The 14,857-nt window shown below is 44.7% G+C and carries 13 protein-coding genes; 1 reads left to right on the top strand and 12 read right to left on the bottom strand.

The annotated features are described in order from the left end of the window. Positions 1-365 precede the first annotated feature (365 nt). The 12 genes from FS666_RS17190 to FS666_RS17240 all read right to left on the bottom strand — a co-directional run bounded on the left by FS666_RS17190 (position 366) and on the right by FS666_RS17240 (position 13,666). Positions 366-2,057 (bottom strand): PucR family transcriptional regulator, encoded by a 1,692-nt coding sequence (locus tag FS666_RS17190; protein ID WP_120072208.1) that lies wholly within the window; start codon positions 2,055-2,057, stop codon positions 366-368. Between the two features lie 23 nt (positions 2,058-2,080). After that, complete coding sequence (eutB, locus tag FS666_RS17195; RefSeq protein WP_144463543.1) at positions 2,081-3,094, bottom strand: hydroxyectoine utilization dehydratase EutB; 1,014 nt, start codon at positions 3,092-3,094, stop codon at positions 2,081-2,083. Between the two features lie 358 nt (positions 3,095-3,452). Further along, entirely contained in the window at positions 3,453-4,892 is a 1,440-nt protein-coding gene (gene nhaC, locus FS666_RS17200) for a Na+/H+ antiporter NhaC (protein ID WP_144463544.1), read from the bottom strand. Positions 4,893-4,997: 105 nt separating this feature from the next. Then, entirely contained in the window at positions 4,998-5,417 is a 420-nt protein-coding gene (locus FS666_RS17205) for a PaaI family thioesterase (protein ID WP_120072202.1), read from the bottom strand. 37 nt (positions 5,418-5,454) lie between these two features. Further along, positions 5,455-6,597 (bottom strand): Leu/Phe/Val dehydrogenase, encoded by a 1,143-nt coding sequence (locus tag FS666_RS17210; RefSeq protein WP_144463545.1) that lies wholly within the window; start codon positions 6,595-6,597, stop codon positions 5,455-5,457. 26 nt (positions 6,598-6,623) lie between these two features. Beyond that, positions 6,624-7,874, bottom strand: coding sequence for a dihydrolipoamide acetyltransferase family protein (locus tag FS666_RS17215; protein WP_186306607.1), 1,251 nt, complete (start codon positions 7,872-7,874; stop codon positions 6,624-6,626). Between the two features lie 13 nt (positions 7,875-7,887). Continuing rightward, positions 7,888-8,880, bottom strand: a complete 993-nt coding sequence (locus FS666_RS17220) for an alpha-ketoacid dehydrogenase subunit beta (protein WP_120072198.1) — start codon at positions 8,878-8,880, stop codon at positions 7,888-7,890. Between the two features lies 1 nt (position 8,881). Next, complete coding sequence (gene pdhA / locus FS666_RS17225) at positions 8,882-9,973, bottom strand: pyruvate dehydrogenase (acetyl-transferring) E1 component subunit alpha (RefSeq protein ID WP_144463546.1); 1,092 nt, start codon at positions 9,971-9,973, stop codon at positions 8,882-8,884. 454 nt (positions 9,974-10,427) lie between these two features. Beyond that, positions 10,428-10,898 (bottom strand): inner membrane protein YiaA, encoded by a 471-nt coding sequence (gene yiaA, locus FS666_RS17230; RefSeq protein ID WP_120072194.1) that lies wholly within the window; start codon positions 10,896-10,898, stop codon positions 10,428-10,430. Between the two features lie 66 nt (positions 10,899-10,964). Next, the gene (locus tag FS666_RS19930) at positions 10,965-11,111 is read right to left on the bottom strand and encodes a hypothetical protein (protein ID WP_186306606.1); all 147 of its coding nucleotides are present in this window, start codon (positions 11,109-11,111) and stop codon (positions 10,965-10,967) included. After that, positions 11,112-12,245, bottom strand: coding sequence for an N-methyl-L-tryptophan oxidase (gene solA, locus FS666_RS17235; RefSeq protein ID WP_144463547.1), 1,134 nt, complete (start codon positions 12,243-12,245; stop codon positions 11,112-11,114). A gap of 137 nt (positions 12,246-12,382) precedes the next feature. Then, complete coding sequence (locus FS666_RS17240; RefSeq protein ID WP_144463548.1) at positions 12,383-13,666, bottom strand: NAD(P)/FAD-dependent oxidoreductase; 1,284 nt, start codon at positions 13,664-13,666, stop codon at positions 12,383-12,385. Between the two features lie 188 nt (positions 13,667-13,854). Here FS666_RS17240 and FS666_RS17245 point away from each other — a divergent pair, with 188 nt between their 5' ends. Then, entirely contained in the window at positions 13,855-14,775 is a 921-nt protein-coding gene (locus FS666_RS17245) for a LysR family transcriptional regulator (RefSeq protein ID WP_260842234.1), read from the top strand. Positions 14,776-14,857: the final 82 nt, after the last annotated feature.

Consider the following 14,857-nt stretch of genomic DNA (forward strand, 5'->3'; position numbering starts at 1 on the left):
GCGGTCAAGCGTGGATCCACCCGCTTTTGGGTCTCCCCCGCCTGTGCTTTCGCTGCTGTTTCCGCAAGCGGCAAGCAATACCAATAAACCTGCAATAAAAATGAACGGCCATTTCCTCATTCTAGTACCCCCTCATAAGATTTTTCATAGTCCTTCGTTTAGGCCTGGCTTATTTGAGTAACCACTCCTTCCCAACTTTTGTCGAAATAAAAGGTGTAAGTGCTTACATTTCTATTTATTATAATTATTCATTATGTAAAAAACATTATTGAAACTGTATGAATTTTGTTTAACTGTTTTTATACAATTTGATTAAACCGCCTATGAAAATAGCGAATCAGCCTACGTCAGACTGATTCGCTATGTTATAAATGATGTTGATCGATTCTATTCCCGCTGCTCATCCATATTTTAATGCTGAAATCCAGTAAAAAGACATCATCCGGATTGGTCAATGAGAGATTCGTCAATGATTCAATTTTTCTGAGCCTGTATAGGAGCGACTGTCGGTGCAGGTTAAGGACACGTGCCGCTTGGCTCACATTCCCGGCATTTTCGTTGTACACAATAAAGGTATTGATCAGGTCCATTTCTCTTTTTTCATCATATTCGACTAAAGGAGATATGGTTGACATCGTTATTTCCTGCACTTCTTCATTTTTTGATAGATTCAAAATCAACCTGCTGATTTTGGTATTGTCAAAATGATACCGTTTTCCGGTACCTTTTTGCTTTCTTCCCACTTCCAACGCAGAAGCCGCTTTATTGTAACTTCTGTAAAAAGACATGACTCCATCTGCATGTTTTCCAATGCCCCACGAAACGACAACCCCAGGAAGAAGCTTGTTCAACCTTCGGTCAACCAAATCCAAAAACTGGTTAACCGTTCCGTTCGAAGAAGACTGGGTAACGGATTCGCTGGCTTGGAGAAAAATGATCATCTTGTCATCTTCCCGGGCATACATGACTTGGCGTTGAATAGATTGGGCGGCATCGGCCAATTCCATTTCAATATAAGCCATCATTTTATCCAGCCATGACTTTTTCGTCTGATGATTATGATTGGGATCCTGGTAAAACAGTGATTCCAAGTTTTCGGGGTAGCCGATCAGACATTCATACGGCAAATCTATATCGAAGCCAAGACCTTGTGCTTCTTCTCTTATAGTTTGTTCGGAAGCTTCATCTTCTCTTGTTAGGCTCAGAACGAATTCTTTTTGCCGGATATTTTTATTCTCGGCGACGGCATTTTCACTTGTCAGCCATAATGCACAGACCATCACCGCCTGCTCAATGAGATTGGCCTCCCGCAATTTCATCTTATAGGAGGGCGGCGCCACAACGAAAAAATCTCCTTGGTTCTGCTCGCTCGACTGAATATTCATATGAAACAGTTGTGCATCTTTTGATTCTGCCTGTTTCATTTTGGAAAAAATCGGATGATGGGATTCCTCCGCTTCCTCACTTGTTTTCATATCATTCCACATTCGCCAGACATCTCGTAATTTGGCTGAACCGCCTGCTACATTTCCCTTGTTATTCATGACAAGCACCGGAAGCCCAAGTTCTTTTTCTATAACAGAAACAATGGATGAAAATGGCTTTTTAGTTAAATACATCTCTATTAACTCTTGCTGGACTTCTTTGAGCCTGAGCAGCTCGTCCTGCTGGAGCCTGTTGATAGCGCTTGTTAACTCATGAATGATATCGGCAAATCTGACTTCCCAAGGCAAGTCTATCATCACAAACTTATTTTTTTGTGCAAAATCAACGATTTCTTCAGGAATCCGGTAAATATAATGTCCCGTTGCGATGGCCAGCGCAGAGGCTCCTGATTCATAGACATCTTTTACAAAATCAAAAAACAAATGCGGATCCGTATAGCAGCCAATTCCTGTGCTAAGGACCAGTTCGTTTTCACGTACAAAATTTTCTACCGGGCTCTCGATGACCGACACCCACTCGACTGTTTTTGCTCCCAGCTCATTTTTACCCGAGATGATTTTCGCCGTTTCAAAAATAGGAAATGCAAGGACATCCTCCAATGACAAGTTCACATTCCATCCCCCTCTGACTTATGTTATTTCTGCCGCTGAAACTCGTAATCTTGCATTATCTTTGAAATAACAGAGAGATCTACATTATTCCCCGTGATGATTGTGCCTATTTTGGCAAATTCAGATTTCAGCCTTTTGGTTAAAATCGCTGCAACACCTGTTGCTGCCGCCCCTTCGACAATCATCCGGTGTTCTCCAGCCATAAATCCCATTGCTTCAGCAATTTCTTCCTCGGAAACAAGGACCAAGTCATCAGCGTACTGTTTCACACATTCAAAAGTGTATTCATTGTTCAATCCGATTCCGCCAAGCAAACTGTCGGCAAGTGTCGGCTGTTCTTCTAAAACAACCGGCTTTCCTGCTTTGATACTCTCATACATGACGGGTGAGCGCTCCATTGAGACGCCAATCACTTGAATGGATGGATTGTAGGATTTGAGAGCAAGCGCAACCCCGGCGAACAGCCCACCGCCTGAGAGCGGGACAACTACCGCTTCAAGGTCGGGGACTTCTTCCGCCATTTCCAGGCCGATGGTCCCCTGGCCTGAAATGATGTCAGCGTCGTCGAACGGCTTAATGACCGTAAGACCATGCTTTTCCTCCAGTTCATAGCAATACTTTTCCGCGTCATCCTGGCTGTTTCCCACGATTTCAATTTTCGCTCCCGCCCTGCGGATGGCATCCACTTTTGCCTTTGGGACCCTTGGGGAGATACATACAGTAGCCTCAATCCCCAGCTTTTTGGCCACATAAGCTACAGCAAGGCCGTGGTTTCCCGTTGAAAACGTGGCGACCCCTCTCTTTTTTTCTTCATTGGATAAATTTAAAATTTTATTTGCGGCCCCCCTTACTTTAAAGGCGCCGATTTCATGAAAATTTTCGAGTTTGATAAAAATAGAAGAAGAGCTGTGTTCTGACAATGGTATGGAATGGATAAATGGAGTAGGTTTAACGATTTGATACACTTTTTTTCGGGCTTCAAAAACATTCTGCAAAGACAAACCTTCAACTTGTGGAACATACTGCACTTTATTCATAGAAATTCCCCCTTGATCGTCCGGAATGAAAGCGCTGTATTAATAGTATCATACTTTTTCCTCTTCTTTTTTCTGAAAATGAACCTTCAGCAATTTTATTATTCTTTTGGCAAGCGCTTCCAATCGTTTTATTATGAAAAAGAAAATATCTTAATCATTATATTTTTTGAAAAAACACTATACAATTATCACATTGTATAGACTTAAATAAACAAGTTTATACAAATTGTATGAGAATTGCACTTTCGGTCACAGAAGGGGGGAAATAATAGCTTCCAAGAGAAATAAACGGTAAAAAAGAACAAAAGCAAAAAAAGCCACTCACCCAAAATTGAGTGAAGTGGCTTTTAAAACACTGCTACATAATCCCTTTAAGTGTTGAATTTTTTGCAAGTCCCTGTTTGGAAAATCCCTCGTGGGAATAATCTTTTCTCGCAATGGAAATATCCAAATATCCGTAGACGATATTAATGGCGGGGACAAGGAAAGCGAAAAAGATGAATGGAATAAAGGCCGTAGGGCTGACGCCCAATACCTGGGAGGCAAAAAGTGACGTTACACTCCAAGGAATCAAGTTAATGCCGACCGTTCCGGCCGCTTCCACACACCTGGACAGATTTTTTGTGTCAAGACCCCGTTCTTTATATTTATCCCGGAAAGTTCTGGCCGGAAGGATAATCGACAAGTATTGTTCCCCACTTGCCGCGCCGACTAGAAAGGTTGATGCAATGGTAGATAAAATCAGTGAACCAGTACTTTTAATTCTATTTGCCACCGTCTCGATAATTCGTTTGAATGCTCCGGTTCCATCCAGTATTCCACCCAAGCCTGTCGCCAACACGACAAGACCAATGGTTGGCAGCATGGAGGTGATTCCTCCCCGGTTGAGCAATGAATCGATTGTTTCTATTCCGGAATCAACTTTGTAGCCGTCCGTCATCACATTTACCATTTGAGTGATATTGCTTCCTTGAACGAACAAAGCGGCCAAGGCTCCCAGCGCAATGATGAAAATGAGCGAAGGAACAGCGGGAAGCCGCTTATAAACTATATATACAGTAAACAACGGCAAAATCAAAAGCAGCGGGTTGATGAAAAACAGCTTGTCCAATCCCTGCATGATCTCCAGGACTTTCCCTTCTGATGTGGTTACGGTGGAATAATTCAGGCCGACCAGCCAATAGAGTATGAGGGAAATCGCAAATGCCGGAATCGTATCCCACATCATATGGCGGATATGACTGAATAAATCTGTATCCGCCATAACCGGTGCAATATTGGTTGTATCTGACAACGGCGAAAGCTTATCTCCCAAAAAGGCACCGGAAATAACCGCCCCGGCAACAATAGGTGCTGGGAAGCCTAAACCCGACCCGATGGCCATCAAGGCAAGTCCAACTGTTGCAAGGGAAGTGAACGAGCTTCCAAGCGTCATGGAAACAATCCCAGTTATTAGAGCGACCGCCGGAAGAAAAATTTTCGGGCTGAGCATTCCGAGGCCATAGTAAATGATAGTTGGAATTACGCCGCTTAAAATCCATGTGCCTATGATGGCACCGATAAGGAAAAGGATGAAAATGGCAGGCAAGGCCCTAGCGACCCCCTGGGCAATGAATTTTTCCAGTTCTGCCCATTTAAATCCTGCCATAAGCCCGACAATTGCGCTTGCCACAATACCGCCCAACAAAGGAATGAACATGCCTGCATCCCATTTGAAGATGGACAACGCCGCTAAAATGGTGAGAATCACAATGGGAGCCAAGGCATAATATATGTTTAATTGCTTTTGAGAACTCATGAAGAATGAAAACCTCCGTGTATTAATGCAACGAATGAACTGATTTTTCTATTATACACTTCAAACGCCTCTTAAAGTTCAATTGTCCTCTTTCCAAAATCTTCTTTACTTTTCAATGATCATGACAGAAGAAACCGCGTTGCCCACCTTTTTATCATTCTGCACCAACTCCGCCGTCAGATACGCCACTTTTCTGCCAAGCCTTTCAACAGATGCATACACCTCTACAGTTCCCGGAAAAACCGGGCGGTGGAAAGTCGTATGCAGATCAATGGACGCAAATGTCTGGCTTTCCTGCAGCTGTGACGAAATGGCATATGCCATCATGATGTCAGCCGCTGAAGCAAGGTATCCGCCCATTGTTACGCCGAGCCCGTTCAGGAATTTTTCGTCCACTTCCCAAATTCCTTTCGACTTTCCACCCTTTGCATAAACAGGCTTGATCTGCAGGGTAAGGTCACAATTCGGAGGGGTGGCCCCGTTATTGGCCACCTCCATTAGATCGATTGTTTCATATTTGTTCATCTGCTTAGCTTCCTTTCCGTTGATTGCGTTTTCAAAGTTACTCTTTTATATTCCACTTCGGCCTGCGTCCCCTTGAAAAGAAGCTATTGCGGTTCCGCTGATCTTCAATCGTCTTTTGACATTTTCTGTTTGCGGCTTCCACTGTCGTGATGCAGTCAAGGTCTGCCTGCTTGAAAATTTCCAGGAGGGAACGATAAATTTCTTTCGTCTTGAGCAATACCCGTTCCTTATTTGTCCCGTACAGTTCGTCAGCCACCTGGATCAACCCGCCGGCATTGACGATATAATCAGGTGCATACAAAATTCCTTTTTCGTTCAGCACATTGGCATGGCGGAGATTTTTGAGCTGATTATTGGCTGATCCCACAACGGCTTTCACCTTTAACTTAGGAATGGTATCGTCGTTAATGATACCGCCCATTGCACATGGAACAAATACATCTGCATCTACGCCGTAAATTTCATCACTTTTTACGATTATTACTGAACCGCCGAGCTCTTTTGATTTTTCCTTGATAGAATGCAGGACGCTCTCATGAATATCCGTTACATAAATCTTTGCACCGGCTTCAAGGAGCTGCTCCGCAACCTTATACCCCACTTTACCGAGCCCCTGGATGGCATATGTTTTGCCTGAAAGGCTGTCGTTGCCAAACAAGTACTGGTTTGTCGCCTTCAGCGCGTAGACCACCCCTTTGGATGTAGGAATAGATGAGTCGCCGCTTCCGCCGTACTGTTCAGGAATACCGTTGATAAAATTCGTCTCTTTCTGTGCATGGACAAAATCATCCATTGTCGTTCCCATATCAGTACCGGTATAAAATCTTCCGTTCAGCGATTCGACGAATTGGCCGAACGCACGGAATAAAGCAGGGGATTTATCCTTTTCCGGGTCGCCGATGATAACCGCCTTCCCGCCGCCGAAATCGATATCGGCGGCAGCGCATTTATACGTCATTCCTTCTGACAGGCGAAGTACATCTTCAAGCGCTTCATCCACACTTTTATATGGATACATGCGGGTCCCGCCCAATGCAGGGCCAAGTGTCGTATCGTGGATTGCGATGATCGCCTGCAGACCGGAAGCCGGGTCATTGCAGAATACAACCTGCTCATGATTCGCTATCTTTTGAAAAATATCCTCATTGCCGATTGATGACTTTTCAAGCTGTTTTGCCATTTCTTTTTTCCTCCATTCAATTTATGTTAGACAAGCTCCAACATCAATTTTTTAGGATTTTCAATCAGGGATTTAAACCGGTTTGTAAAAGCGATCGCTGTACCGCCATCGGCGACACGGTGATCAAACGTCATCGTCACATTCATCATGGAACGGATGACAATTTCATCGTGCTCATTAACCACAGGCATCTTTTTTGTTTTATGGAACGCCATGAGACCGGTTTCAGGATAATTGATGATCGGCGTTGCGCCAATACTTCCCATTGGGCCTACATTGCTTATGGTAAAAGTGCTGCCTGTGATTTCCTTTACCGTCAACTTGTTCTCTTTCGCTTTTTGCGTCAATTCCTTCATTTCCTGATGGATTGCGCGCAGCGATTTTTTATCCGCATCCCGGACGACCGGAACGATCAGCCCTTCTTCCGCATCCGCCGCAATTCCCATATGAACCGATTTTTCAAGGCGGATCACTTCGTTCTCTTCATCCAGTTTGGCATTAAAAACCGGGTACTCTTTTAAAGCAATCGCCAGCGCCTTGATGAAAAATGCGGCAACAGATATGTTTTCATCCATCGCTTTCAGCTCTTTGCGGAAATCAAGCAGCTCGGTCATGTCGATTTCTTCATAATGGCAGACATGCGGGATGGTAAAGAGAGACTGGCTCATTTTCATCGCAATTTGCTTGCGGCGGCCTTTGAATGGGATTGTGTCAAACTCCTCTTCAGGCTGATGAACGGGTTCTTTTTCAACGGAAGGCGTTTTTTCGGGTGCAGCTGCCGCTTTTGTCTTGCCGTTATCTCTTTCTTCCACATAGCGGAGAACGTCCTCGACCGTAATCCGGCCTGCACGCCCTGTTCCTTCAACAAGTGTAATATCCACGTCATGTTCCCTGGCCACTTTCCTCGTGTATGGAGCTGCTTTCACCCTGTTGGAAAGCGGAGCACCCTTCGGCCTTTCCATGATCATCGATTTTTGCGAAGGTGCGGCCGGCGCCACCGTTGCCGCGGTTTCCTCCTTCGCAGGTGCCGGATCAGCCCCTTGCTCCGAAGCGATCGTTAAAATGGTTGTGCCGACAGTAATCGTTTTGCCTACATCAATCAGGATCTCTTTGACGGTACCATTTGCCGGCGAAGTCAGTTCCGCCACCATTTTTTCCGTCTGAACCTCGACAAGCGGCTGGTCAACGCTGACACGGTCGCCTTCTTTCACAAGGTACGATATAATATCCCCTTCTGTCATCCCTTCGCCAATATCATGCAATTTTACCTCGATCATTCAAAATCCCTCCTTAAAAATTGATGACTTTGTCAATCGCTTCTTTGACACGTGCAGGAGTAGGCAGGTAATGTTCTTCCAAAGCCCAGAATGGAACATGGACGTCTGCCCCCGTGACCCGCTCAATCGGAGCTTTCATATATAAGAAAGATGTATCATTGATGATCGAAACGATATCATTTCCGAGCCCGCCGGTACCGTGCGCTTCATGGACAACGACGCAGCGTCCCGTCTTTTGAACCGATTCGGCAATGATGTCTTTGTCAATCGGATATAAGGTCCGCAAGTCAATCACATCGCAGGTGATGCCTTTTTTCTCCGCCTCTTCCGCAGCTTTCATAGCGATCGGGATCATCGCTCCCCAAGCGATAATCGTGACGTCATCGCCTTCTTTCAAGCGGGCCCCTTTTCCGATTTCCACGGTATATTTTCCTTCCGGCACCTCTCCTTTTACCGAGCGGTACAGGCGAAGTGATTCCAAAAACAGGACCGGGTCGGGATCTTCAATGGCTGATATGAGGAGTCCTTTGGCATCATAAGGATTTGACGGGCAAACCACCTTGATCCCGGGCATATGGGTGAATAGTGCTTCCACACTGTCCGAGTGGATTTCAGGGGCCCGCACCCCAGCCCCATATGGTGCGCGGATCACCATGGGTACCGTAAAATTCCCCATAGAACGATAGCGCATGCGGGTTGCATGGGTCATGATCTGCTCATAGGCTGGATAAACGAAGCCCAGGAATTGAATTTCCGCTACCGGCTTCAACCCGTACATCGCCATCCCGATAGATGTGCCGATGATTCCAGCTTCACTCAACGGTGTATCAATGATCCGGTCTTCTCCGAATTCTTCCTGAAGTCCATCCGTCGCCCTGAAAACGCCGCCGTTTTTTCCAACATCCTCCCCTAGAACAAGCACTTCCTCATTTTCTTTCAGCATTGTTCGCAAACCGTCCGTAACTGCCTGGATCAGCGTCATTTGTTTTGTCGCAGTAGCAAGCATCCTATTTCTCACCTCTCAAATGTTCCAAATATTGTTGTTTATGTTCTGCAATCGGCCATGGAGCTTTTTCAAACATATGATCATAAAGATCGTTTACATCCGGCGGAGGCATCATCTCCATTTCTTTGACCGCGGCCTCGATCTCCTCCGTTGCTTCTTCTTCGATTTTCTGTGCCCAAGCTTCGTCCCAATAGCCATTCTTCTTCATGAACAGCTCAAGGCGTGTGACCGGGTCATACTTTCTACGCTCTTCACTTTCCTGCTGATCGCGGTATTTTTTCGGGTCATCCGCTGTTGTATGGGCGCCGTATCTCCATGTAACCGCTTCAATTAATGTCGGGCCTTCGCCGCTTCGCGCATGCTCCAACGCCTTTTTCGTTTCAAAGTAAACTGCGAAAATATCGTTCCCGTCAATGCGGACACCCGGCATATCGTAAGCTAACGATTTTTGGGCGATTGTTTTTGAATTCATCTGCCTTTCAATCGGAACAGAAATCGCATAACCATTGTTCTGGTTGAAAAACACGACGGGCGCTTTGAATACGCTTGCAAAATTCATCCCTTCATGGAAATCGCCCTCTGATGTGGCTCCATCCCCGAAATAGGCAATAGAAACTGTTGCATCCCCTTTATATTTGGCCGCCATTCCTGCACCTGCTGCAAGCGGAAGCTGTGTGGCAATCGGTACAGACGGCGGGAGGATCTTTTTGCCGTTTGGCGGTACATTCCCCTCAATCCGGCCATTCCAATTCGATAAAATATAATAAGAGTTTGCAAATGTAATCATAGCCGCATGATCCCTGTAAGTCGGAAACATCCAATCTTCGTCACCAAGGGCTAAAGCGCTTCCAACTTGGGCCGCTTCCTGCCCTTCAAACGGCGGATAAGTTCCCAATCGTCCCTGGCGCTGAAGGTTTACCGCTTTCCTGTCAAATAGCCGCATCGTCTTAAGCTGCCGGTAAAACCTTTGAGCCATTTCCCTTGTGATTTCACCTTTAAACGCGTCATTCACAAGATTTCCCTCATGATCCACAATCTGAAGCATGGGAAACTGCGATTCTGCATCAAATTGCTTTGTCTCTGTCATTGTCATTATCTACAGCTCCTTTATCCTTTTTTAGAGCAATTTTTATAAAAATCCACTTATTCATTGCCAGCTTAATACAAATGAAAATTCCGCGCAAACACATGCTTCAACGCGTTTTTTCTTTATAGCATCAACCTTTTAATCCGTTAAAGCGACCGTCAATCCGGAGAGGAATTCACATCATCATTTGAAAACAAGAACAAAGGTGCAAGCGCCTGTTTATCGACGTACAGACTGGAGCGCTTCTGACGAGATAAAGGAAACACGCGCAGCGGAGCGGAGCGATGTTGACTTATCGTAGGAAGAAGCGTGAAGTCTGCTAGTCGATAGGCGCTGGAGCCGGACGTAGCATTAAGTGACAAATAAGTTACTCACAAACCTGAGCATTTTATACGCTAAACAACAAAAAAAGGATTTTCAATTGAAAACCCTCTTAGTAAAGTGCTCGTTTAATACACAATCAATCTCTTTCTCTTGCTTTCTGTGTATCTCTAATATTCTTCTGAACGGTTATGGCTGCAAACAAACTAAGGACAAATGCCATTCCATAAAATCCCTTTTCGCTTAGAACAATGCTTCCTGCATTGTATAAACCGATGGCCATTAATGCAATCGATACAATAAGTGCAAACCAGCTAATCCCATAATAAATATTCGTAACCGGTATCCCCTCATCTTTATCTCTTACCGCTTTTTGTAATGATACCGCTGAATAGAGCCCGAATATCAAAACTGCAAAGTAATATCCTTTTTCGTTCAGTTGCATTGCCGCATTATACAAGCCTATGAGATAAGCCGTAACTCCTACTAACAGCGCCGCCCAAGAAGCCCCTTTGAAAGCAGGGGTTGGTTCCCCTTCCTTTCTTTCCACCTTTATTTTCGGCTGATTTTCTTTTTCCTTATCCAATAAAATCTCAGGATCATTAGACATTGAATGTTTCGCCTCCATCTTTTAATGGGCCCCGCGGGAACACTGCAGTGCCCTTACTTAAACCTATTATATAGAATTTTCTTGCAAAGGGTAGATAAAATTTAAACAGAATTCACTATCTGCAGCCGTATAAGCCATTCCTTCACTTTTAGATGTCATTCGAAATAAAGTTTTTTCACTCAAAATGGCAAAAGCCGCTGACAAGCGGCTCACTTATTTAAACCTCTCCAATGAAAAGTCCGAAATGTCCAGTTTGCTTTTTCCTTCCACTGCCAGCTGGCTCAAAATCTCTCCGACGGCACTGGCGAATTTGAATCCGTGGCCGGAAAATCCGCAGGCAAAGAATACATTTTTAAATTCTGGATGCTTGTCAATAATAAAATCGCTGTCGGGCGTATTAGTGTAGACACATGTTTTACCGTATTTCACCGGAAGCTTTTGTGACATGAACTGATCGGCGAATCCCGTTACGTCCCCCTCATCTTCCGGGAATGCACCGTAGCCGGCAAGTTTCTCCCACGGCTGCACAGGCTGCCCTTCGTCGTGGCGGCCGATTTTCACACCCGCTTCATCAATGCTCGGAAACCCATAATACAGTTCATCCGAATTCGGATAATTGACCGCAAAAGCCGGGAATTTGCCTTCACGATAAATATTTTCATTAGAGTCGAACCAGGAGAAAGTTTTTCTCATCGGCTGAAGCGGCAACTCAAGTCCCAAAGTGGAAAGGATGGGACCTGTCCCTTTTCCGGCAGTGACAATCAGTTTTTCACCTGTAAACGTTTCGCTGTCCGTTTTTACTGTAACCGAAGAGCCAGCAGCTTCGATTGATTTTACAATCGTGTTTGTCCTTAGGACTGCGCCAGCTTTTTCGGCTAATTCACGGTACGCCCGAACGCATTCTTCAACCATGAGCACACCGGAATTTTTCTCAAAACAGCCGGCGTAATCATTTGGGAATCGGAATCCCGGCCACTTTTCATTCATTTCCGCTGCAGTCATAACTTCAACAGGCAACGAATAGTTTTGCGCGCTCTTTTTGACATTTTTAATAAATTGGGAATCCGGGTCTCCGGCATTTAATACGCCGGTTTTAAGAAACAGTTTTTTATTTGATTTTTCTTCAAGCGCAAGCCACAGCTCTTGTGCCCTGAGCGCCATCGGAACATAATTTTCCCCCTCGCCGTAGGCATGGCGGATAATCCTTGTCTCTCCATGATGGGAACCCTCTGTATGCGGAGGATCGAAGGCATCGATCAGCAGCACCTTCTTTCCTTGGCTTGCAAGAAAATATCCCGCGGCCATCCCCATGGAGCCCGCTCCGACAATAATGGTTTCAAAGTTCATGTTTATGTTCAGCCCCTCTCACCTACTATAAGCAATTTGCTATCTCTAATTATGACAGATTTGGGCTGTTCTGCGGACACGAAAACGTTCTGCCATGTTTTTTCACTAAAAAAAAGCCTGCGGAGAACCCGCAAGCCTTATTTCCCGTACTTATCCTGAAATGCCATATAAAATTTCATGAGTCCCACACCCTTTGCGTGCTGGCTGTGAAAAGGAATCGGGCGCAAGTTTTCTTTTTTGAGCGGGTTATTCACACGCTCAGGATGGCTAATGGTTTCGGCAAGAACTTTTCCTGCCATGACGGCCATGGCTGCTCCCTTACCGCAATAACCGAAGGCGAAATGGGTTCCGTCTTCCAACTGGCCGATATATGGGAGAAAATCCTGGGTAAATCCGACTTTTCCTCCCCAGCGGTACTCGACACGCGCATCCTTCAATTGAGGAAAAACAGTGACCATGCCTTCCCGCAAATTATCGAACAGCATCCTTTGGGCCTTCTTGCCAAATGCTCTTCCTGAACCTCCGAAAGCCATGCGGTTGTCGGCTGTTCTTCTGAAATAGTATAATAGGTTCTTTGAATCAGAGACAGCCCGATTTTTTGGTATTAAATCCTGCATAAGTTCTTCTGTCAATGGTTCGGTGGCAATCATGATACTTTCCACAGGAATGACCGATTTTTTTAACGTCTTATTCAGGTTTCCTGCATAGGCATTTGTCACTATTACCACTTCGTCTGCTATGACCCGTCCCTTGGGCGTTGTGACGATGGCCTTGCTCGCTGAGTCTTTTTGAATATGAACAGCTTCTGAATTCTCGAATATTGTACCGCCCAAATTCTCTACCGCATCTGCCAGGCCGAGGGCGAATTTCAACGGATGAAAATGTGCTCCCCTTTCATTGATCCGTGCTCCATGGTAAAAATCTGTATTCAATTCAGTTTTCATTTCGGATCGGCCAATGATTGATATTTCGTGAAAATTTAACTTCTCCGCCAGATATTCCTGATCTCTTTTGAATCTATCCAAATGAGAGATTTTGTAAGCGGGGCGGATATCCCCTTTTCTTACAAGGTCACAAGAGATCCCGTTTTCCTTTGATATGTTTTCTACCAAATCGATGGAGTCAAGGGATAGCTCCCACATAGTTTTTGCCGTTTCAAAGCCTTTTTTCTGCGCAAATGATTCCATCGTGCCATGATATCCAGAAAGCAGCTCACCGCCGTTTCTTCCACTGGCGCCATATCCGACCCTATTCTTTTCCAATACAATCGTTTTATGTCCCATTTTTTGCAAGTGATAAGAAGTCGACAGACCTGAAAAGCCACCGCCGATAATCACCACATCACAATGCTTGTCGTCCACCAGTGCCGGCCGGCTTTTCCGTTCACCGGCTGTTGCCTCCCACATGGATAAAGAATCCACTTTTTATTCCCCCAAACCGTTCAAATTACTTACATGTTTGGCATCCCGTTCCGAAAAAGTACAGCGTTTTCAATCTACCTTCCTAACTAAGAATGCCAAGAGTGCTATTTATATTTAAATATTATCTTGAATTTTTATAAATGTGAAATATATAATAAAATTAATAAATATACATTTTATATATATAGGTGATTTTCATAGATATTCAAAAGCTGAAGTATTTTATCGCTGTCGTTGAAAATGGAACCGTGTCAAAAGCAGCCAAGGCCCTTAATATGACTCAGCCGCCTTTAAGTATGCTGTTGAAAAAATTCGAAGATGAAATTGGAATACAATTATTCAGAAGGGAAGGAAAACGCCTATATTTGACAGACCCCGGCCAATTGGTCTATCAGCGGGGAATAGAGCTGTTGGCGAGTTCAGAGGCTATTCTTCAAGAAGCACGGGAATTTCAGCAGGACCATCGCGGAACTGTATCTATCGGATGTGCCGCAGTGGCCAATTTTTCATTAATCCCGGAAGTGATCAAACGAATGAATGATCACTCCATCAATATTGTGACTCATGTAAAGGAAGGATCACCCCCTTACATTCTCGAACATCTGCGCTTTCATAAGCTCGATATAGGCATCGTGCGAAATGTTTATAATAGGGACGATTTAATCACAACTAAGCTGTTTACCGAACCAGTGATGGTTGCGCTGCCTCCCGGCCATCCACTTGAAGGAAAAAAATCCGTAAGGTTGGAAGAATTAAAGGATGAAAAATTTCTCCTTCACCATTCTTCCTTTGAATATAATATTTCGGACACCATCATCATGGAATGTAAGAAAAGAGAGATTGCCCCAAATATCATCTACTGGGGCACGGAAACCCTTCCTATGCTGGGAATGGTCAATGCGGGAATGGGGATAGCGTTTCCTCCTAAATCCGTTTTAAAAAGCGTCGGGGTTGCTCTCCCTCCATTGGCGGAGCTTTCTGATCCACCCATCACCACCACCTTAAATATGGTGACAGTGAAAAACAATGTAAAAAAGGAAGCGGTTGAAATGTTTTTGGATATAGCCAAAGAAGTTATCGAGGAAATAGAGAGGGAATTTTCGAGATAAAATAATAAATTGATTGTGATTAAGAAAAGCGCAAGCGCCCGTTTAGCGACGTACAAACTGGAGCACTCCGCAATGAGATAAA

It is taken from the genome of Siminovitchia fortis (genome assembly GCF_007681465.1).
Taxonomy (GTDB): Bacteria; Bacillota; Bacilli; order Bacillales; family Bacillaceae_C; genus Siminovitchia; species Siminovitchia fortis.